Annotated in this window: 16 protein-coding genes; 6 read left to right on the forward strand and 10 right to left on the reverse strand. The window is 65.6% G+C overall.

What is annotated here, in order from left to right:
• Positions 1-34: 34 nt before the first annotated feature.
• Positions 35-598: a hypothetical protein gene (locus K1X74_11425; protein MBX7166931.1), complete on the forward strand. Its 564-nt coding sequence runs from the start codon at positions 35-37 to the stop codon at positions 596-598.
• Positions 599-650: 52 nt separating this feature from the next.
• On the opposite strand, the gene K1X74_11430 is transcribed toward K1X74_11425, so the two are convergent.
• The 3 genes from K1X74_11430 to polX form a co-directional block, all read right to left on the reverse strand.
• The gene (locus K1X74_11430) at positions 651-2,345 is read right to left on the reverse strand and encodes a carboxylesterase family protein (protein ID MBX7166932.1); all 1,695 of its coding nucleotides are present in this window, start codon (positions 2,343-2,345) and stop codon (positions 651-653) included.
• 102 nt (positions 2,346-2,447) lie between these two features.
• Complete coding sequence (locus K1X74_11435) at positions 2,448-3,926, reverse strand: hypothetical protein (protein MBX7166933.1); 1,479 nt, start codon at positions 3,924-3,926, stop codon at positions 2,448-2,450.
• A 437-nt stretch (positions 3,927-4,363) separates the two neighbouring features.
• Positions 4,364-6,079, reverse strand: coding sequence for a DNA polymerase/3'-5' exonuclease PolX (gene polX, locus K1X74_11440; GenBank protein MBX7166934.1), 1,716 nt, complete (start codon positions 6,077-6,079; stop codon positions 4,364-4,366).
• A 180-nt stretch (positions 6,080-6,259) separates the two neighbouring features.
• Between polX and K1X74_11445 the strand changes: the two genes are divergently transcribed.
• A complete protein-coding gene (locus K1X74_11445; GenBank protein ID MBX7166935.1) occupies positions 6,260-8,326 on the forward strand; it encodes a tetratricopeptide repeat protein in 2,067 nt (688 codons plus the stop codon).
• Between the two features lie 39 nt (positions 8,327-8,365).
• On the opposite strand, the gene K1X74_11450 is transcribed toward K1X74_11445, so the two are convergent.
• Together K1X74_11450 and K1X74_11455 are read right to left on the reverse strand one after the other, a co-directional pair.
• The gene (locus K1X74_11450) at positions 8,366-9,088 is read right to left on the reverse strand and encodes an LssY C-terminal domain-containing protein (protein MBX7166936.1); all 723 of its coding nucleotides are present in this window, start codon (positions 9,086-9,088) and stop codon (positions 8,366-8,368) included.
• 488 nt (positions 9,089-9,576) lie between these two features.
• A complete protein-coding gene (locus K1X74_11455; GenBank protein MBX7166937.1) occupies positions 9,577-10,809 on the reverse strand; it encodes a 50S ribosome-binding GTPase in 1,233 nt (410 codons plus the stop codon).
• On the opposite strand from K1X74_11455, the gene K1X74_11460 reads away from it, so the two are divergent.
• Entirely contained in the window at positions 10,808-11,692 is an 885-nt protein-coding gene (locus K1X74_11460; GenBank protein ID MBX7166938.1) for a PEP-CTERM sorting domain-containing protein, read from the forward strand. The genes K1X74_11455 and K1X74_11460 overlap by 2 nt on opposite strands.
• Before the next feature lie 109 nt (positions 11,693-11,801).
• On the opposite strand, the gene K1X74_11465 is transcribed toward K1X74_11460, so the two are convergent.
• The 4 genes from K1X74_11465 to K1X74_11480 form a co-directional block, all read right to left on the reverse strand.
• Entirely contained in the window at positions 11,802-12,830 is a 1,029-nt protein-coding gene (locus K1X74_11465; GenBank protein MBX7166939.1) for a hypothetical protein, read from the reverse strand.
• A 320-nt stretch (positions 12,831-13,150) separates the two neighbouring features.
• Entirely contained in the window at positions 13,151-13,759 is a 609-nt protein-coding gene (locus tag K1X74_11470; protein MBX7166940.1) for a hypothetical protein, read from the reverse strand.
• A gap of 25 nt (positions 13,760-13,784) precedes the next feature.
• Complete coding sequence (locus K1X74_11475) at positions 13,785-14,186, reverse strand: hypothetical protein (GenBank protein ID MBX7166941.1); 402 nt, start codon at positions 14,184-14,186, stop codon at positions 13,785-13,787.
• The gene (locus K1X74_11480) at positions 14,183-15,478 is read right to left on the reverse strand and encodes a DUF3592 domain-containing protein (protein MBX7166942.1); all 1,296 of its coding nucleotides are present in this window, start codon (positions 15,476-15,478) and stop codon (positions 14,183-14,185) included. Before K1X74_11480 ends, K1X74_11475 begins: the two co-directional genes overlap by 4 nt.
• Before the next feature lie 70 nt (positions 15,479-15,548).
• Here K1X74_11480 and K1X74_11485 point away from each other — a divergent pair, with 70 nt between their 5' ends.
• The 3 genes from K1X74_11485 to K1X74_11495 all read left to right on the forward strand — a co-directional run bounded on the left by K1X74_11485 (position 15,549) and on the right by K1X74_11495 (position 19,803).
• Entirely contained in the window at positions 15,549-16,055 is a 507-nt protein-coding gene (locus K1X74_11485; GenBank protein MBX7166943.1) for a transposase, read from the forward strand.
• Positions 16,056-16,342: 287 nt separating this feature from the next.
• Positions 16,343-18,172, forward strand: coding sequence for a DUF4838 domain-containing protein (locus tag K1X74_11490; protein MBX7166944.1), 1,830 nt, complete (start codon positions 16,343-16,345; stop codon positions 18,170-18,172).
• A gap of 230 nt (positions 18,173-18,402) precedes the next feature.
• On the forward strand, positions 18,403-19,803 hold the full coding sequence (locus K1X74_11495; GenBank protein ID MBX7166945.1) for a PQQ-binding-like beta-propeller repeat protein: 1,401 nt from the start codon (positions 18,403-18,405) through the stop codon (positions 19,801-19,803).
• A 145-nt stretch (positions 19,804-19,948) separates the two neighbouring features.
• Here K1X74_11495 and K1X74_11500 read toward each other — a convergent pair whose 3' ends face one another.
• Positions 19,949-20,221, reverse strand: a complete 273-nt coding sequence (locus tag K1X74_11500; protein MBX7166946.1) for a DNA-directed RNA polymerase subunit alpha — start codon at positions 20,219-20,221, stop codon at positions 19,949-19,951.
• Between the last annotated feature and the right edge of the window lie 118 nt (positions 20,222-20,339).

Consider the following 20,339-nt stretch of genomic DNA (forward strand, 5'->3'; position numbering starts at 1 on the left):
GTGCCACTGGCCAGGCGATTCGCCGCAAGAACGATTGATCGCGCGCTGGCAGGCCATGGCGCGGTTCGGCCGGGCTGCGCAAGCCGGGCAGGAGATCGACCAACTGGTTGCCCAGCAATTTGACGCTGTCGTCTGGGCAGCAGCGTTTCAGTTCTGGATCGACACGCAACATCCTGAGCGGGTCGTGGCGAAAACCGCAGACGCCGTGCAACAAGCGCCCGCGGACGCGGTGATCCGCGTCTTGCTCGCCCAGGCCGCGATGCAGACGGGCAACTGGCCGCATGCACGCGAGCATTACCTGGCCGCGCTCCATGCCGATCCGAGCCGGTCGCTCGCGCGCGCAGGGCTCGTGCTGGTCGCAGCGCTCGGTGGCGACGGCCAGGCGGCGGTCAACGAGTTTCACACGTTGTGCCAGCTCGACCCGGCGCGCGCTGGCGAGACCGGCCTGTTGGCCGCGCGCGTCTTGGCTCAGCGCGGCAACGTCGGCGCAGCGCGGGCGATCTGCGAAGAACTATTGACCGTCGCCGACGACGACACCCGACCGGCCGTTGCCGCGGCCCTCGAGCAGCTCTCGGGCGCGTCTCCGCAAGCTCGCTGACGCGCGGAGACGCAGGCACCGACAATCGTGAGGCGCACCGCCAAACCGCGGCTTATTCCTTGCCCCACATCGTCATGAATTCGTCGATCGCGTCGAGCTGCGAGCCCCGAAATCCCTGGCTCACCTCGGGCGCATCGCTGATGATCAGCACGGGATCTTCGCTCGCAGTGACCGTCGGCCAGGCGGGCGCGCCCTCGAAATTCGGGTTTCCCGTCTTGGCAAATTGCACCCAGTAGCCGGTCATCAAGTCGCGAACCTTGATGTCGCTCTCCCGGGCTCCCGTGGCGATCTCGATATTGTCGAGCGCGTAGGGAATCTCCGCACCGTGATGGGCACCGAACATCGGTCCCGTCGGCGCCGGCGGCCGGTGCGCGAAGTTATAGGTGAACACCGACGCCCCGGCCTTGGCCACGGAACGCGCCACGTAACGGGCCGGCGCCAGGAAGATCACGTCGCCGGCCAGATCGACCACCGCGCGACGAATCTCGGCCTGCTTGGCCGCCGGGTAGAGTTCCTTGATCTTGCCGGCCAGCGGCCCGAATTCGGTATCGACGATCTTGCCCATCGCCTCGATCGATTTCGGCAACGGGGCAAACATCGTGAACAGCGTGGCCTCGTCCTTGTTCGCACCCACGATCAACGGCACAGCGTTCACTTTCCCCGCGGCATACAGCTTCATCGGGTCGTCCGGCAGCACGTAGCCATCGACGACCGGGGCAATCGACAGCACGTTGCCCCGAATCGAGAATTCACCCGACCCCTCCATGCTCGAGGTCTTGCTGATGATTTCGTCGACCGGCAGAGCGCGCAGCGCCTGTAAGGCGTCGCCCGAGTTCTCTACGCCCAGGGTCTTGGCGGCCAGCAGTCCGGCCTCTTCGGCGGGCAGATGGCCATAGCGTTTTTGCTTGAGACCGGCCATTGTCAGCGACGGACCGCTTTCGGCGATGGCCCGCTGGAACAACCCGGCCGCCAGAGGCGAAGCGATGAGCGTGAACACGCTGCCGCCGCCGGCCGACTCGCCGTAGATGGTCACTTGCTGCGGATCACCGCCGAAGTTGGCGATGTTCTTCTGCACCCAGCGAAGCGCGGCGATCTGGTCCAGGATGCCGTAGTTACCCGAGACCTTGTGCTCGCTCTCCGCCGACAGCGCCGGGTGCGCCAGGAATCCCAGGTGGCCCAAGCGATAGTTGATCGTCACGGCGATCACGCCGCGGCGAGCCAGGTCGCTGCCCTCGTAGACCGGTTGCGAACCGGCTCCCCAGATGTAACCGCCGCCGTGAATCCACACCATCACCGGCAGCGGCTGCTCGCTGCGCTTGGCCGGCGTCCAGACGTTCAGATACAGACAATCTTCCGACTGCGGTGCCGACAGCGCCATGCCAGGCATCTGCGTCAGAAACGGGCTGGCCTTCTGCGTGCAGCAAGGCCCGAACTCATAGCACTCGCGCACGCCGGTCCACGCGACCGGCGGTTGGGGCTCGCGCCAACGCAGCTCGCCGACGGGCGGCGCGGCAAACGGAATGCCCTTGTAGCAATGCACGTCTTCGGCTTCGCCTTGCACCAGGCCGCGTACCTTGCCCGACTCGGTGTCGACCGTGTTGGCGGCGACCTTGAGGACCGCCGGGCCCTTGGCATCTTTGTCCGCGGTCTTCGCGGCCGAACTCTGAGCCAGGGCGGGCGCGCCCAGCAGCAGGACGGCCAACCCGAGCATCAGCGGAAACGCGGCACGAGCAGGGCAACGCATCATGGCAAGAAACTCCTTGCGGGGGAGATCGAAGCGATTGGCAAGCAATGGTGCGGTTAGCCTACCAAGCCCGGCTTCCCCGGGGAAGCTGCGCCGCCGCGGCCGTCAACCGGGGCGGCGCTTCGAACTCGCGCCATGTCTCCGCAGGACTCCTGCCAGCAGGGCCACAAGCCCGGTACCAGCCAAGACCGGGCCGGCCGGCTCGGGCACCGCGGCAAAATGCAGATCGCCGCGCACCTTGAGGTACAAGCTCGCCCCGTTGCCGAGCGAAGTCAAATAGAGCGGAATGCCGTCGACTCCCAGGTTGTATTCGGCCTTGTCCGACAGCAGCCCGGGGCCGAGATCGAACGAACCCGGCAGCACCGCGTCCGGAAAGTCGCTCTTGCCGCCCAAGAAAGGATCTTGGATCACGATGTCCAGCGGCAACGAACCGCTTAGCAAAGTGGCGATGGGGCCCGTGGGGTCGTGCAAACTGGCCGTGACGCTCAAGAGGCCCAGAGTGTAATAGTCGGCCTGGCCAACTTCGAACGCATGTCCCGCAACGTTCGTGGGACGGCTGCCGCCGTAGATCGCCAGGTTTTCCAGGTCGACGCGAATCGAGCCGAGGATGTCCAAATCAACTTTTCGATTGAGCACGTCGTTGACTTGCGCGGTCATCTCGGTCATCGCAACCTGGCCATTGCCGCCGGCATCGAGATGGCCGACGAGCTTCGCCTCGCCGTGGGAAAACGTGAGGTTATTGATGCTGCCGAGCAGGGCCCCGTCGACCTCAGGATCGCCGAGATAGACGTCGATGCTGAGCGTCGAAGCGACGGGGTGCTCGTTCATCGAGTAGACGGTCGGAGTCACCTCGGTGTGCGCGGTCGTACCGCCGGCCGCCCAATTCAAAAACAGCCCTTGAAACACGTCGGCATCGTAAAAGTCCGGCTGGGCCGGCTGCGCGAGAAAGCCGTTGCGTCCTTGCCAGATGCCGACCGAGCCGCCCGCGCCTGGCAGATCGGTGTACACGATCTTGTCACTCCCACCCGCGGCCGAACGCACCAGCGACACGGCACCGAGCCCGGTATTGGCAAACACCTGGTCGTAACTGTTGGAATGCGCACTCGCGGTGCCGCGATAATCGCCGAACGGCCCGTGCGTGATGAAGTTATCGATCGTGGTCACGACCTGGGGGGTGGGTGGTTCGAAGTAGCTGAATTCTGGCAACAGCAGCCGCCCGAATCGAAAAGCGTCGAGGTTACTGCCGCCGATGGATTCCGTGACGCCGGTGACCAACACGTCGCCGCCAGCGGCGACGTAACCGTCGAACGCCGCCAGGGCCGCCGCAGACGGTGCCACATTGCCGCGCGCCGAATACACCACCATGTCGTAATTGGCCAGGAGTGCCGCATCGCTCAAGTGCGTGTAGCCTGCCGCTTGCTCGTTGATGATCTGCGTGACGTTGTGCCCGGCGCCGCTCAGCAACCCCACCGCGGGACCGAAGCCGCCACTGAAGTCGTCGATCAACAGAATGTCTCGGCTCGTCGCCCGACTGGACTGCGTCAACAGGCATACGGCCAGCGCCATCGTTACCCAACGTTTCATGCCCTGTGCTCCCTGGGAAAGGCAAGGAAGAGCATCGGCAACGTTCGCGACCGGTCGAACAGGGCGAACCAGCGGCGCAAGTGCGCCGAAAGGTTCGCAACACACCTGGAGCATGGCCGTACCGCACAAGAGCGGGCGAACAGCGCTGGGCGCTGCTGCCCCGTGACAGAATCGCAAGGCGGTGCGAGCAGGGTTCCGTGGCGGACTCTACCGGCGGAACGTCACGAGCTGCCCCTTGAGGTGATTCGCGCCGGCGGCCCCGAGTGGCGGGCTGTCGCCGGCTGCAAATCGACGTGATGCAAACGGGGCTGGCCACACAACGACCTACCCCCAGTCGATCGACGTTGATACTAAACTGCTTCCGGAGCCGTTGGCAAGCAAGAAACGGCAAGTTTCCCTGCGGCCGTCGGCCGCCCGGGCGCGCGAATGGTCAAGGCTCATTTCGCCAGCAGTTTTTTCAACTGGGCCCAGGTCCGGGTGTTGATCACGTCCTTTGCGGTCAGGCCGGCGCGGCGGGCCTGCAAGATGCCGTAGCGCAGCACATTGAAGCCGTCGGGGCTATGCGCATCGGAAGAGATGACGATTGGAACTCCCTGGGCCTTGGCCGCTGCACAGGCCACGTCGTCCAGGTCGAGCCGCGCGGGGTTGGCATTCAGCTCGAGGATCTTGTGGTGCTGATGAGCGGCCCGGATCACAGCCTCGAGGTCAACCTCGTAGGGTTTGCGCCGATTGATCAACCGGCCGGTCGGATGCGCGATCGCTGCGACATGCGGATTCTCGATGGCCTCGAGGATCCGCGCCGTGATCCGTTCTCGCGGCTGGTTCTGACCGTAATGGACGCTGCAGACGACCCAGTCGGCCTCGGCCAGGACGTCGTCCGGCAGGTCGAGCCCGCCCTTTTCCAGGATGTCGCACTCGACGCCTTTGAGCACGTGAAACGCCTCGAGCCGCTCGTTGAGCTTGTCGATCTCGCGCCATTGCCGGCGCAGCCTCGTCGCGTCGAGCCCCCGGGCCATCGTGACCCGCTTGGAATGATCGGTGATCGCGATGTAGCTCAATCCTCGCGCCTGGGCGGCGGCCACCATCTCGCGGATCGTGGCCGTGCCGTCGGTGGCGACCGTGTGCATGTGCAGATCGCCGCGCAGATCGTCCAACTCGATCAGCTTGGGCAGCTCGCCCGCGTCGGCCCACTCGAATTCGCGCCGCCCCTCGCGTAGTTCCGGGGGAAACACCGGCAGATCGAGCGCGGCGTAAACCTCTTTTTCCGTGCGACCCGCGACCGAGCGCGTGCCGTCGAACACGCCGTACTCGTTGATCTTCAGCCCCCGATCCTTGGCCCGGCCGCGGAGGATCACATTGTGCTCCTTCGAGCCGGTGAAATACTGCAGCGCCGCGCCGAACGACTCGGCCGGCACCACGCGCAAATCGACCTGCAAGCCCGCCGGCAACCTGAGCGACATCTTCGTATCGCCGCGGGCCAGCACTTCGGCCGCGGCGTCGAACCGTGCAAGGTGCTCCATCACCGCGTCGGCGTCGGGCGACACGACGAGAAAATCGAGATCGCCCACGGTTTCGCGACCCCGACGATAGCTGCCCGCGGCTGCGAGCTGTTTGACGGCGCTACACGCCTGGAGATGGGCGAGGATGGCTTGCACGTAAACGTCGGCCTCGGCCCAATACATTCGTTCCTGTCCCGCGCGGGCCACTTGCAGACCGGCGAGGATCGCCTGCTCGGTCTTGAGGCCGAATCCCTTGAGCAAGCGGACCTTGCCGGCCGCGCAGGCCGCTTGCAGCTCGTCGAGATTATTGATGCCGAGGTCCTGGTGCAGGTGCGCGGCCTTCTTCGGGCCCACGCCGGGAATCCGCATCAACAGCAGCACGCTCGCCGGGACGGCTGATCGCAGCTCGTCGAGCATCGGCAACCGGCCGGTTTCGATCAGCGTCGTCAGCTTTTCGGCCAGGTCGGTGCCGATCCCCTCGATGTCGGTCAGGCTCCGCTCCGGATCGGCGACGATCCCAGCGATCGACTCGGGCAGATCGCGGATCGTCCGGGCCGCGTTGCGGTAGGCCCGCACGCGAAACGGATTGGCCCCCTGGAACTCCAGGATGTCGGCGATCTCGTCGAAGGCGGCCCCGAGTTGCGCGTTGTTCATGGTCGCAGGATGGGCGGGGATAACGAGAACGACGGCGCGGTGCGCGGCGTTCGGCGGTGACTCTTCGTCGAAGATACCCGAATCGCCGCACGGCGGCTTCGCCCCCTTGCGCCAGTCGTTAAGATAAGCCCATTTCCTGCCGGCGGCCTGCAGGGTGTCGCCCGTCCCGGTCGAATTGCGATGCGAATAGCCGTCTTGGTGTTTGGGTTCACTTGTGCGCTGTTTGCGGCGACGCTGGCGCATCCGTTCTCGATCTACGACGACCCGCTCAATGTCACGGAGAACACCGCGTTGCGACCGCCGTCGGCGGCGCACCTCGCCCGATTCTGGCTCGCCCCGTACGAAGGACTTTACGCCCCCGTGGCGTATAGCTGCTACCTGGCCGTCGCCGCGTTGGGGGGCCTCGATGCCCGTTGGTTTCATGCGGCCAATGTGTTGCTGCACGCGGGCACAGCGGTGCTGGTGCTGTTCTGGCTACGGCGGCTGGGGATTTCACCACTCGCGGCCGGATTCGGCGCTTTAGCATTTGCCGTCCATCCGCTTCAGGTCGAGTCGGTCGCCTGGGTGACCGAAACCCGTGGACTGCTGGCAGGGTTCTTCGGACTAGCGGCGTTGACCGCCTATGTCGGCCCGCCGTCCAGTTGGCGTGGATATATCGTCGCGTCGCTGTGCTTCGCCTTGGCACTCTTATCGAAGCCGACTGCCGCGGCCGTGCCCCTGATGGCGCTGGCGATCGACGCGGTTGTGTCGCGGCGTCCCTGGCCCGAATCGGCACGAAGACTGGCGCCGTGGTTTGTGGCCGTGGTGGTCCTGGCGATCGTGACCAGCGCGCAGCAGCATCGCGCCGAGTTGGCGCGGACTAGCCCCCTTTGGGCGCGACCTCTCATCGCGTTCGATGCACTCGGCCATTACGCGCAGAAATTCGCCTGGCCGCTGAACCTCGGACCCGATTACGGCCGCTCGCCCTACTGGCTCTTGCAAGAGCCGGCGCGCTGGTGGCCGGCGGCCGGGTGCGCATTGGTGCTGGTTGTCGTCGCGCTGTGGCAGGCGGCACGGCCGTGTTGGCCCGTCGTATTGCTCGCGATCGCCGGATGCGCGCCGTCGCTCGGGCTGACGCCGTTTGTCTTTCAGGGACATTCCACCGTGGCCGATCGCTTTGCCTATCTGGCAATGGCCGCCGTGGGGCTGGCAGCGGCGCAAGGGTTTGCCGCAGGCAAAGCACCCTTGCGCGCAGCGTTGGCGACCGTCGTCGTGCTGTGGGCGGCGCTCGCCTTTCGACAGACGACTTTTTGGCGCAGCGACGTGGCGATGTTTACCCACGCCTTGGAAGTCAACCCGACGAGCGAGCTCTCGATGAACAACCTGGGCATCGCGCTGTCCGCCGCGGGGCGTACCGCCGAGGCCATCGCCCAGCTCGAGCATGCCACGCGTCTCGATCCGCAATTCGCCGATGCCTACAACAATCTCGGCCTGGCCCGCTTGCGATCGGGCGATCCGGCGGCGGCAGTGAGCGACTTCGAGCGCGCCCTGGCCCTGAAACCGCACGACTTGAAGATCCGCAACAACCTGGGCGAGGCCTTGAGCGGCTGTGGCCGCTGGGCCGAAGCGGGCAAGCAATTCGCCGCGCTGCTGGCCGTGCAGCCGGGATTCTCGAACGTCCAGTTGAACTATGCCCGAGCGCTCAGAAACCTGGGCCAGGCGGCGCAGGCCCTACGGCACGCCCGCGAGGCCTGCCGCATCGAGCCCGGCTACGCGGAGGCACATCGCGAACTCGGCGAGTTGTTGCTGCTGGCCGGCCAGTTAAACGACGCTGCGCACGAACTGAGCGAGGCCTTGCGCCTCGCGCCGAAGAGCCTTGCGGCGCGCAACAGCCTGGCAGCTGCCTGGATGGCGGCCGGCGACCATCGGGCCGCAGCACGCGAGTACGAAGCGATTCTTGCTGCGACGCCCGGCTCGCCGCCGCGCCCGGTGTTGAACAACCTGGCCTGGCTGCTGGCGACGAGCGCCGACGCCGCATTGCGCGACGGTCCGCGGGCCCTGACGCTCGCCGAATTGATTCCCGCTCCGCTGACGGCGCGCGAACTCGACACCCTGGCGGCCGCTTATGCCGCGACCGGCGACTTTGCCCGGGCCTTGTCGACGATCGAAACCGCGCTGGCCCAAGGCGACGACCACGGCGACTTGATGGAGATGGTCAAAAAGCGGCAGACTCGCTACCAGTCCGGCCAGCCGTGGACCGAGCCTTAGGATCGGCCGCGCGAGCGCCGACAAGTCGCCTTGCAGGATCTACCGCGCCGGCTTTACGACGCCCACCAGCAACCGGCCGTCGGTCTGCCATTGGTCGCCGCCGCCATTGCTGCCGGCGCGCCGGGTGTGAAAGCCGTCGACGTAATAGTCGGACTGCAGCTTGCCCGCATCTCGTAGATTGTTGAACAGATGGTCGCGCTCGACGTCGACATGGCCGTCAATGTGATGCGTGACCTGGCCCGTCGTGTGGCTCAGTCCCACGCGGAGATCGTACGAGGCAGCGCCGATCCAAACCGGACGTCCATCGTCGCTCGTGCGATCGAGCTTCCAGAACCGCACGTGATGGCGCTGACGCGGGTTATCACCGACAGGCTGCTCGAACGCGTGATCTTCCTTACGGCCAAACAGAAAGAGGTTGCTCACCGGGGCCTCGACGTCGGGCCGCGACAACACCGTGTCGCCGGCGATCTCCAGATCGCTCCGCAGGCCCAGCGCAGCGGCCGGATACCAGCCGGCCGCCTGCATCGCGGCTGCCAGTTCCTCGTCGCGCGCCACGAGGGCCACGTTCAGCGGATCGCCCGGATGGTCGTCGCCGGTCGTCGTGATCCGTGGGTCGCCGTCGAACTCCGGATGACGGTGCGCATAGCTTTCCCAGGCCAGCGGCAGCAGCAAATAGGCCACGGAAAGATAAACGGCAATCAAAATCGCCGCCCAGCGCGCGATCCGACGATTGCGCGGCGAGAGCAAGGGATGATCGGACATGGCGAGCTTCCACGGTGACCTGGTACAGCGGGTGCATGATACTACGCGACGGTCGCCTTTTCGCGCCGCCCCGGGAGCGGTCCGGGGAAGATTTCCATCTCGGCATGCTTCCCCTGGCTGCCGATTCGTAGCAAGGTAGCTAGCGTATCCCAGAGCCGATCGCGGACCGCGCCGTCGGGATGGCAGGCGACCAGACTCTGAGCGAAACTCGTTCCGGTGTCCGACGACTCATACGATCGCCGACCATGGCCCCTGGGCTAACCGGGGACACTGGAGAATTCCTTTCAGGGGCTGTTGTTCTACGCAGCACGGCGATCAGCCGTGGGAGTCTTGTGTCCCCTGCTCACCGTAGGCAGCGCGCTGCTGGAAACGCCGACGGGCGACGCATCCGCGCATGGCCACCGCATAGTTCGTGAGCGCCAACTACCTGCGCAGCATGCAATCTGTGGTGGTTGATGAGGCTGGACTGTAATACCTGCGGCCGCGGTCTAGGCATGAATCTCGACTACGTCGCGGTCGTGCGGCTCGTAGTCGGCCTTGACCACGGTGCCATCGTGGACGCCGGTGCCCCAGACGCGGGCGAACTTGAAGCTCTCGGCGAAATCTCGATGGATCAGCTCGGCGACGTCGAGCACCGTGCGACCCCGGCGGATGGTAAACGGCTTTTCGAAGTCGGCCGCCTTGGCCGTGGGCAGCTTCGTATAGACCCGCACCACGTCGAGCGCCGCGAATAGGGCGCGGCGCAGCGCGTCGAGCCCGGTGCCCTGTTCGGCCGAGATCGGTAACTCGGCCAGGTCGAGCGGCAATAGCTCGTGCAGCAGCGCCAGCCGGTCGGCGGCGTCGGGCAAGTCGAGCTTGTTGGGCGCAAGCAGCGTACCGGTGAACGAAAGCCCTACGTCCTCTTCGTCGAGCTGCGATTGCCGGGCCAGCCGGGTCTTGGTCGCGGCGAGCCGGTTCCAGAGGTCTTGGAGCTGCTCGATCCCCTCATCGGCTCCGAGGTCGACCACCAGCACGGCCAGATCGGCGCCTCGGATGAGCCCTTGCATGTAGGGCTCCATGAAATCGGTCGTGATCGGCGGCGTGTCGATCAACTGTACCGACACGTCTTCCCAAGGCATCATGCCCGGCAGGGGCGTCCGGGTAGTGAAGGGGTACGGTGCGACCTCGGGCGTGGCGCGCGTCAGCGCGGCCAGGAGCCGGCTCTTCCCGGCGTTCGGTCCGCCCAAAATAACGACCGTGCCGGCACCCTGGCGGGGAATCTTGACCCCCTGCCCCGTACTCTTGCTTGCTTTGCGCTCGGCGTCGGCTGCCGTGCGGGCCTTGCTGAGCTTCTGCTTGAGGTCCGATTCGAGCTTTTCGCTGGCCTTGTGCTTCGGTAACTCACGGAGCATCACTTCGAGCCACTTGAGCTCGTCGGCCGCCGACGAGGCGCGGCGGTACTGCTCGGCGGCCTTGTGGTACTGCGGCGTGAGATTAACGGCCATGCGACGCTCGATTTGCGGCGAAAAGCAGCCAGTTCCGTTGAGTCTATCGCCGGGCCCTGCAGGCGACCAGCGGCCCGCCGCAGCGCGCGGCCCGGCAGAATCTCGCCGCGCACGACACGGACGACAGGCGCGGAGACAATGGCCGAAGTAGAATCGCCACCGTCCGCAGCACGGCTGCCAGCTCCGGGGGGTGCTTCGCTCCATTCTTTTCATCGCACAACGCGCGGAGGGTCTCATGAAACGATGTTCGTGGCGGAATTTTTACTTGGCCTGCCTGTTTGCTTGCCTGGGCGCGCCACAGCCGTGTCTGGCCGGTCTCACGATGACCTCCGGAATCGGCGCCACGCACGCCGGCAATCTCGTCACCAACGGCAGCTTCGAGACCGGCGCTCCGCCGAGCGGCTCGACCTACTACTGGGCCACCGGCAGCGCGCTGACGCCCTTCGCCGCACCGCCGGGCTGGACCACCTCGGGTGACTCGCCAGCCTATGCAAGCTGGGGCAACGACAACGGGGCGCCCTTGCGCCTGCAGGGCAGCGACGTGATTCCCGACGGCTCGAACGCGCTGTACTTCGGCAACGGCGGCCCGGTGCTGCCCAGCCAAGGGCCCACGTTTCACGCCAACGGCTCGGTGACGTTTCCGTCCACGCCGACGATGACGACCTTCTTCGCCACTCAGCCGGTGATCCTCGCGCAGACCATCAACACGCCGGCCAATCCATCGCCCTATTACAAGTTCTCGTTCTGGGTCTCCGGCGAAGATGCCGGCATTAACCAGGTGTTCGCCGAGCGCGGGATCTTCGGCCTGCAGGTGACCAATACGCTCGCGGGCGATCCGATCAACTACCTCAGCGTGCCCAACGGTGTGAACAACACGTTTGGCATGTCGCACCTGTACGAATTCGTCTTTACGCCCCTCAATACGAGCCTCCCGGTGACGATCAGATTCATCAACTGGGGGCACTTCGACTTGAGCGCCTACGGCATGGCCAACTTCACCACCGAGTTGGTGCTCGACGACGTGATCGTCAACGCGGTGCCCGAGCCGAGCAGCGGATTGCTGCTGTTGCTGGGCACGGTCTCTCTGGGACTCGCCGCACGGCGCCGAAGCCGGCGTTGATTTTCAAGCCGCCCCAAGCACGGAAAAAGAGACAGCCTGCCGTCGGACGACGGCAGGCTGTCGTGGGCGCCTTGATGGTCGGCATCGCCGCGGGGGCGACGCACGGCGGCTAGCGCTGCGAGGGACGCCAGCCGTCGGCCAGTCCGCGATCGACCGCGGGGCCACGGTGCGTGTCGACCGCCGGGGTCGTCGCGTCGGCGGTGAAGAACACCGCGCGGCGCACCGGCACTGCCGTGGTTCGTTCATCCGGATTGACTAACCGCGGCAGCACGGCCGGCGGCTGCGGCGCGCCGCTCACGTTCGGATCCGGAATCGGCGTTTGCGGTGCAGGCATGCTCGGCGCGGTCGGCGGCACGGGCTGCAGATTCGTCGTGGGCGGATTGAGCGTCGGCGCTTGGTCGGCCGGGTTCGGCGCCGCAGGCGTCGGCGAAGTCGCCGCCGGAGGAGCCGGCGGGGTATAGACGGGCGGCGCGTAGGACGGCGTCGAAGTGCTCGGGGCCGTGTAGCTCGGCATCGCCGGAGTCGGCACCGAATAACTGACGGCCGGGGCCGGCGAAGCAGCGGCCGCCGGGGCGTACGATGCCTGCGTGGCGCACGCCGAACAGGCCGGAGCCGCCGGCGCGGCGGGCACTGCGGCCGCGGGGGCCGAATACATGGCAGGCGCCACCGGCGCCGCATAGCTCACCGACGGCGTGTAATAGGCCGACGTGTACGACGTCGAGCAAACCTGGCGATACGTCGTCTGGGGAACGTATTGCACCTGCTGCACATACGACGTCACCGGCTGATAGGCCGTCGTCGGGCAACCGGTGCACGGATCGCACGAGGTCACCGGGCGATAGCTCGTCACCGGCATCGCGTAGCACACCGGCCGGTAGCTCGTCTGCGGGACGTAGTTGCAGACCGTCGCGGGGGCGCAGGCCGGCGCGCAGGCGGTCGCACACGGCGACATGCACGTCGAGCAACCGGTGGCTACTGGCGCGACCGGTGCGACGGGGGCATAGTAGGTCGCGGTTCGCGGTGCGCAGCAGCCACGAAACCAATGGAAGATGGCCTGACTTTCGCTCGGCGTCGCCAGCACCGAAGCCGTGACGCAGCCGGCCAGAGCGGCGCGGCGCAAAACAAGAGAAGAGAACATTGGATGGGCTCCACGTGCGGTGAAAACGCTTCGCAACTTTGTTAAATCCCAGGTCAACTCAAGTGTCAAGTAGCGCAAACAATCGTTGATCTATTTGGTAAAAGATTCCGCTTGCGCCGGCATTGCCGGCACCTCGACACCTTGCCGATCAGGCAAGCTGTGCCTGCGGTCCATCGCCCGAGAGGGGATCGATCTGCTTCGCGCCAGGGAGTCGCGCGGGACGGGGAGTTCCTGTCGAACCCTACGGCACGCTTACTCGGGGCGTGAATGATTCCGGCACGAATTTGCCCGCGGCGTCGCCGAGGATGGCCCTACAATCGCTACCTTCGCGCCTCGTAGCGGTCGTACAAGTCCATCAATACGTCGCGCAGATTGCCGCGCCGAGCGATCAGCGCGGCGGCGACTTCTTCCCGGCCAATGGTGCTGTCGCCAGGGGGCAGCAGTGCCCGCACGACTTGCCAGGCCAGGTCGGGATCGACGCCGGTTTGCCACAACGTGGGCAATCCGCAATCCGTGTGCGCGGTGACCAACAACCCATGGCCGCGCCGCCGGCAAGTCCATTTGAGCTTCGTACGCGACCAGGTGCTGAGTTGTTCGTAGCCATCGACCAGGATCATCGAACGCTGCCCGCCACGACCACGCGCAGCCACGCGGCCGGGGAGCCGGCGCTGTCCGTCGTGCATTTCGAACTGCTGCACCGCGTGGCCGGCGTCCTGCAAGTCGCGCGCAAGCTCGGCCAGCAATGTCGATTTTCCGCTGCCGTGCGGCCCGATGATCTGGCCCCAGCCACCGCACGATTCGAGCGCTGCCCGCAGCGACGCGACGGTCGCGGTGGCCATCGCGGGAAAACGGAAGGCCAGCCGTCCCGGCCGCACGTGCCGCGTGGCAAACGGGTTTCCGGCGGGGACCCCGGCGGCATCGGCGTTCATGGCCCCACCCCCGGCGCAGCGCCGCTCACGGCAAGACCGCTCGCGCCGGCGGCAAGCTACCCACGCGAAACGCTTGCTCTTCGACGATTTCGCGGCCGCGCGGCAAGAACAGCCGCAGCCGCACGCACCAGCGAATCTTCACGATCACACCGTCATAGCTCAGCGGGCTCGCCGGCAGATGCGTGCTGAATCGGCCCGGTCGGTGCGGATTGATGTAGTCGCCTTCGTCGGCCGATTGGCGCAGAAAGTAGTGCACCTCAAGGTCTTCATCCCCCTTCCCCTCGGTGTACCACAGCACCGACAGCTCCAGGGCTCGAATATCCGAGCGATTGATCACGTCGAGGCGGAACTCGCCCGCGAGCGATTCGCCCGGGGCATATTCGCGCTTGCCGCCGGCCAGTCGCAAAGTCACGCGAGGCTCGTTCATAGCGACTCCTGGCGCGGCGGCATCATCACGACGGCAAACTCGCGCACATAGTCGGGCCAACCCTGCAGCTTGCCATGCACGACGAATTTCCAGCGCACGGCGTTATGCCGCGATTGGAACGAGTGCATCACGTCGAACGGCACGGTGAATTCGCGCAGCTCGGCCAGCGGGTGCCCGCGGCGGATTTCGAAATCCTCGCGTACGAGCAGCTCGATCCTGCAAACCTGCTTGGTGGTGGTCCGGGTATTAGTCCCTTGTCGATAGGTCGCCGCCTCCTCGCACACCAGCGACCACTCGAGCCGGTAGACCTTCAGGCGCCCGGTCTGTGACAGCCAGGCTTGATAATGGCGGCCCGGCACCAGCGGATGCCCCGAGATCTCGAGCACCGTCTGCCCCATACCGGTGGCAATCAACACATGGCGCACGAAATAAACGAACGTCGCAATGCCGATCGCAACCCAGGGAATGACGAACAACGTCAAGAACCAGTCGGGCTGACCGGCGTTATGGCTGCGCGCGGCGAGTACGGCGAACACGGCCACGAGCGAGTTCACGACCATCGTCACCGCAAACGTGGCGGCTACCATCCAGGCCTGCGACTGGCGGATCGGCAGGCGATAGGCCAACTGCACGCCGGCGCTGTCGCTGAGATCCGCGTCGCGCGGGATCGTCGGGTACTGGTCGGTTTCAGAGGCTTCGTTCTCGAAGATCTCGAGATGCGCGGCCCGCTGGGCGAGCACCGCCCGGCGCTCGGTCGATGTGCCCCAGGTGAACCACATGTAGCCCAGGCCGCTGCCGCCGCTGGCGATCATGGCCAGGGGCAGCAGCATCAAGACCCAGGCGTACCAGGCATGGCCGCGTTTGAGCACGGCCCGGTTGGGGGCCAGCGGGTCGTACCAGCAGGGATATTTCCGGCCGATCGTAAAATCGTCGAGTTTCGCCTGTTCGCGGTCATGATCGCTACTGAAGGTGCCGGTGATGTCGTAGGTCCAGAGTTCATAGCGCCGTCCTTGGACCTCGTACTCGATCAACACCTCGGGGCGATAGCGCGGTGCCTCTTCGCCAGGGCGTTCGGCGAGGCGTTTCTTGAGCACCGTGCATTCGGTCTGCTCGAAGCTGGCGTTGGCCCGCCAATCGGGAATGACCAGCGAGGTGACCACGAATGCCAGAAAGGCCAGGCCGCCGAAGAACAGCAGCGCAAAAAACAGCACCTGGGCCAGCGCGCCCCACAAGGGCGAGCCGCTCCGGCGCCCTCGGCGTTTTTTCGTCAACAGTGTCTGCGGTCGGGGCAAAGGGACGCGATCCTCAAAATACCGAAACGCGCGGGCTAGGCCGTACTGCCGCGCGCATTCGGCCAATACCATGCTGGTGCGTGAAACCGAGCACCTGCTCACCCGTCAAGCGGGGCGCCCCTCGCACATTCCGAAGGCCTTCTACCACAGGCATCGTAATCAGGCAAAGTCGTGGCGGTGCGAAAGGTGGTCAGTCGCCAAGGTTGATTGGCACGCGGTCGAGCCGTGCCTGCGCGTAGGGTTCATCGTGACCAACCGCCCCCAGTACCCGACGAATGTCCCCGAGGTCGACAACCGTCGCCGAACCGCCCAGCAGTGGCTCAACGATGGCAAGAACGCGGCCAAGGGGACCAAGCTCTCCCGCCCTACGTTCGAAGACAACCCGGCTCGGCTGCAGCGCTTCGCTCCGGCTTACCGCCCGGCGAACTTCCAGCGGCGGCTGGCGCTACCCGGCAATCTCCAGCACCAGTCGCTGACGACCCTGCGGGAAAAACTCGTACAGTTCGTAGCCAGAATGACCCGGCACCCGAAGTATGTCACGTATCAACGGGCCGAGATGACGGTACCTCGAAGATAGATCGTCGCACCGTGGGCTCCAGAATCCGCGTTTGGCGATGCCAGCGCCGCGCACGACGGTTCAGGACCATCCCTCAAAAGGTGTGACACAGGAAGGGTTTGCGCTCCCCCTGTTCTTTCGAGCCGCCGATCAGGGACTCGGCCACGCCGGCCGCGCATCGTAGGGTGGAGAATCGTCAAGCAAGCCGCTATGCGCTCGACACGGGGCGAAGCACGCAGCGGTTACAATGTTTGCCGTTGCCGGCCGGGAGCAGTTCCCGGCAGGTCCGTCTGGGAAATCCTGATTGCATGAATCGCAACCCTATGCACCGAACCTGGCCCTTCGCTGCCATCGTTTTCGCGGGGATGGCGTGTGGCTCGTTCGCCAGGGCCGACGATTCGGCGCCGCTGGAGCTGGCCGCCGACGGGAAAACCTCATGCAAAATCCACGTCGCCGAAGGCGCGACCGTTGCCGAGCAGCACGCCGCCAATGAATTGGCCCTGTTGCTGCACGAGATCACGGGCGCCACCTTCCTGGTGGAGCAGACGTCGCAACCACCCGCGCCCGACGTGCCTGCGATTCTCGTCGGGCCGGGTGCCTGCCGCGACGTCGCCGATGCCCAGGAGCTGGCACGACTCGGTCCCGAGGGCTACCTGCTGCGCCGCGCAGGCCAGCGCCTGTGCATCGTGGGCGGCCGTCCGCGCGGGACGCTGTACGGAGTCTATTCGTTTCTGGAAGACGAGCTCGGCTGCCGTTGGTTCACGCCCGAGGTGGCCAAGATTCCTCACCGCGAGAGAATCGTGTTGGGCTCGCTCGATCGTTCGTTCGTGCCGCGCTTCGAATATCGAGCGACCGACTACCCCAATTCGCGCGACGGCGATTGGGCCTCGCGCAACAAGCTCAACGGCACGCATACGAGCATTGACGAGGCGCGCGGCGGCAAGATCAGCTACGGGGCCTTCGTCCACACGTTTAACCAGATTCTCGACCCCGCGCAGCATTTCGCGGAGCATCCCGAATACTTTTCCGAGGTCAAAGGCAAGCGAATCGACAGGCGAACGCAGCTTTGCGTGACCAATCCCGAGGTCTTGCGGATCACGATCGATGCGGTGCGCCGCTGGATGCGTGAACGGCCCGAGGCCACGATTTTCTCGGTCAGCCAGAACGACTGGTTCAACTATTGCACGTGCGCGGAATGTTCCCGCGTCGCCGCCGAGGAAGGGTCGCCGATCGGCCCCTACCTGCGCTATGTGAACGCCGTGGCCGACGCAGTGCGTGACGAGTTCCCCGACAAGGTGGTCGACACCCTGGCCTACCAGTTCACGCGCAAACCGCCGCGTCTGGCAGTGCCGCGCGACAACATGATCGTGCGACTCTGTAGCATCGAATGCTGCTTCTCCCATCCGCTGGCCCCCGACTCGCCCGATCGGCCCAACGCGGCGTTCGCCGGCGACCTCGTCGCCTGGTCGAAGATCTGCCAGCGACTTTATATCTGGGACTACGTCATCAACTACGCGAATTGCCTGATGCCCTTTCCGAACTTGCGGACGATCGGGCCGAACTTGCGATTTTTTGCCAATCATGGCGTGCGCGGCGTTTATGAAGAGGCGAACTACTTTTCCCAGGCAGGCGAGCTCGCGGAACTGCGCACCTGGCTGATTGCCAAGCTGTTGTGGAATCCCGACTACGACAGCGAGCGGGCGATCGACGAGTTCTTAGCCGGCTACTACGAAGAGGCTGCCCCCGCGCTGCGAAAATATATCGATCTCGTCCACGAGCGGGCCGGCCAACCTCGAGCGCATTTCCGGATCTTCGACAGCCCGCCGAGATCGGTCTTCAACCGGGAATTCATTGCCCAGGCCGAGGGACTATTCGCCGAAGCCCTGCAGAGTGTCCGCGACAAGCCCCTGCTCTCCGCACGCGTGGAACGGGCATCCTTGAGCGTCCGCTACTTGAAGATCGTCACGACGGACTCCTTGAGCGATGCCGCATCGGACGTGACCACCTTGCAGCAGCAGCTCGAGCAATTCGATCGCATCGCCCGGGCCAACGGCCTGACACACGTGAGCGAGCACCGCTCGTACGACGATTGGCTCGGCCAGCTTCGCGCTAAGCTATCCGCTACCCCGGGCAAGTGAACGGCCTCGCCCAAGCGGCGGCCTCGGCATCAGGGCCAGCGCGCCGGCGTCGACTCGCACAGGACGTTCGTCTCCGATCAGTGCGCGCCGCATCACGCGACCAAAGGCCAAAGAAAAGATTCGCAATTCATCAAGGCTCGAAGCGGCAACCGCTCGCTGATCTCCGGATCGATTCCTATAATCGTTCCCGGCCGGCGTGTCCGTACTTCCACCGCGACGAAGAGTCTCGAATGCCGCAGCTCTTATCCCGCCTGCCGCTCGACGGCGTGCTTGGTTTGACGATTCTGCTCGCCGCTGCCGAGGGGTGCGCCCCGGCTACCGCCGAACCCCCAACCCGCATCGCGCCGCTCGCCGCGGCGCCGACCACAGGCCAACCCGAGGCGACGGTCGCCTGGCCCGGTTGGCGCGGTCCGACGGGCGACGGGCACGCGGCCGATGCTTTCCCCGATCCCTGGCCCAGCGAGGCGCCCGAACCGCTGTGGACAACGCCCACGGCCGCTGGCTGGTCATCTCCAGTCATCGATCAGGGCAAGGTCATCGTCACCGAGCGCGAAGACGCGATCGAGCGCGTCCGGGCTCTCGATTTGGCCACGGGCCGCGAGCTCTGGCGGCGGGAAAACCCCGTCGATTTCGAACCGCATGACGTCGGGCGCCGGCATGGCAACGGCCCCAAGAGCACCCCGGCCATCGCTGGCGATCGAGTCTTCACACTCGGCATCGCCGGGTGGCTGCAGGGTCTGCAACTGGCCGACGGCAAACCCCAATGGCTGGCGCAGTTGCCGGCTCGATTTGGTGCCCGCGAGCCCCTGCCGCGCGGCCGGGCCTACGTGAACGGGGTCGAAAACGTCGTGGTGCCTGTTGGCGATGGGCAAGGAGCCCCGGTCCCCTTGTTCGGCTACACAGGCTCGTTGCTGATTGCCGGCAAGACAGTCGTGCTTTCGGTGGGCGGCCAGCAGGGCGGAACGCTGATGGCCTTCGACCAGGCGACCGGCGAGGTGCTCTGGAAGGCGCTCGACGAGCATGTGTCGTATTCCTCGCCGCGATTGGCCACGCTGGCCGGTGTCGAGCAAGTCGTGGCCATGACCGGGCCGCGCGTCGTGGGCCTGGCGCTCGACGATGGCCGATTGCTCTGGTCGCACCCGTTCCAGATTCAATATGACGAGAGCATCAGCACCCCGGTGATCTCGGGCAACCTGGTGCTCGTCACCGGCGATGGCCACCCGTTGACGGCGCTGGAAATCACTGCGGCCGACGCGGCCCAACAGGCCCGCGTGGCCTGGACCAACCGCGACTTGACGAGCTACCTGTCGTCGATGCTGACCTCCGGCGAGCATGTCTACGGCATGAACGACGGCGGCGAGTTCGTGTGTGCCGAACTGTCTTCGGGCCGCACGGTCTGGACCGGCGGCAGCCACGGCTACTACTGCACGCCCGTGCTGGCCGGAAAACGCATCCTGGCCCTGAACGAAGTCGGCCGTTTGGCCGTGGTCGCTGCCGAGGCACAGGCGTTTCGCCCGCTGGGAGAAAACCGCCTCATCGACGGGGCCACCTGGTCGGCACCGGCCGTGGTGGGCACACGGATCGTGATCCGTACCGATCGCGACGTCCGCTGCTTCGCGTATGGCCAGTAATTTGGCGCCTGGCGGTCGTCAGCGCGGACAATCCGGTGCCAGGACCTGGCCCCCCCCGAAAAAATAAATGCGGCTTTCCCAGGACCGGGACATACGATCCCCGGCTGGGAAAGCCGCATTTCGGCAAAGCGGATGCCGGATGGCGTCAGGCTGCCACGGCACGACGGCGCGACGGGCGATAGAAGCCAATCGATTCGAGCGCCCGGTACACCTCTTCGAGGGTCTTCTCGCCGAAGTTCGAGATGCTCAGCAGGTCTTCGCGAGTGCTGTGCAGCAGATCGTTGACGGTAAAGATACCGCGTTCTTCGAGGCAATTCGTCGTCCGCACCGAGAGGCCGATCTCGGCCGTGCTCATTTCCAACCGTTGCTTCAGCGTCTGGGTCGGATTCTCAAAGCGCGAAAGCGGAATACGAGTCATCGTGTTTCCCTCCTTGGAAAGACGTGCCTTAGAAAGGCGTCACTGGCGCCAGGTGCGGCCGGCGAACGAAGTTGTTGTCCGTCGTGGCGAGCGACCGCCGCTTCGGACCCCCGGGGCA

Source organism: Pirellulales bacterium (assembly GCA_019694435.1).
In the GTDB taxonomy this organism is placed as follows: Bacteria; Planctomycetota; Planctomycetia; order Pirellulales; family JAEUIK01; genus JAIBBZ01.

Bases quoted from the DNA above. Each gene is read 5' to 3' on its own strand.
- K1X74_11470 (MBX7166940.1), bottom strand. From the start codon at position 13,759: ATGAACGCCGATGCCGCCGGGGTCCCCGCCGGAAACCCGTTTGCCACG.
- K1X74_11465 (MBX7166939.1), bottom strand. From the start codon at position 12,830: ATGTTCTCTTCTCTTGTTTTGCGCCGCGCCGCTCTGGCCGGCTGCGTC.
- K1X74_11490 (MBX7166944.1), top strand. From the start codon at position 16,343: ATGAATCGCAACCCTATGCACCGAACCTGGCCCTTCGCTGCCATCGTT.
- K1X74_11430 (MBX7166932.1), bottom strand. From the start codon at position 2,345: ATGATGCGTTGCCCTGCTCGTGCCGCGTTTCCGCTGATGCTCGGGTTG.
- K1X74_11455 (MBX7166937.1), bottom strand. From the start codon at position 10,809: ATGAGACCCTCCGCGCGTTGTGCGATGAAAAGAATGGAGCGAAGCACC.
- K1X74_11435 (MBX7166933.1), bottom strand. From the start codon at position 3,926: ATGAAACGTTGGGTAACGATGGCGCTGGCCGTATGCCTGTTGACGCAG.
- K1X74_11445 (MBX7166935.1), top strand. From the start codon at position 6,260: ATGCGAATAGCCGTCTTGGTGTTTGGGTTCACTTGTGCGCTGTTTGCG.
- K1X74_11460 (MBX7166938.1), top strand. From the start codon at position 10,808: ATGAAACGATGTTCGTGGCGGAATTTTTACTTGGCCTGCCTGTTTGCT.
- K1X74_11450 (MBX7166936.1), bottom strand. From the start codon at position 9,088: ATGTCCGATCATCCCTTGCTCTCGCCGCGCAATCGTCGGATCGCGCGC.
- K1X74_11495 (MBX7166945.1), top strand. From the start codon at position 18,403: ATGCCGCAGCTCTTATCCCGCCTGCCGCTCGACGGCGTGCTTGGTTTG.
- K1X74_11500 (MBX7166946.1), bottom strand. From the start codon at position 20,221: ATGACTCGTATTCCGCTTTCGCGCTTTGAGAATCCGACCCAGACGCTG.
- polX (MBX7166934.1), bottom strand. From the start codon at position 6,079: ATGAACAACGCGCAACTCGGGGCCGCCTTCGACGAGATCGCCGACATC.
- K1X74_11485 (MBX7166943.1), top strand. From the start codon at position 15,549: ATGCTGGTGCGTGAAACCGAGCACCTGCTCACCCGTCAAGCGGGGCGC.
- K1X74_11475 (MBX7166941.1), bottom strand. From the start codon at position 14,186: ATGAACGAGCCTCGCGTGACTTTGCGACTGGCCGGCGGCAAGCGCGAA.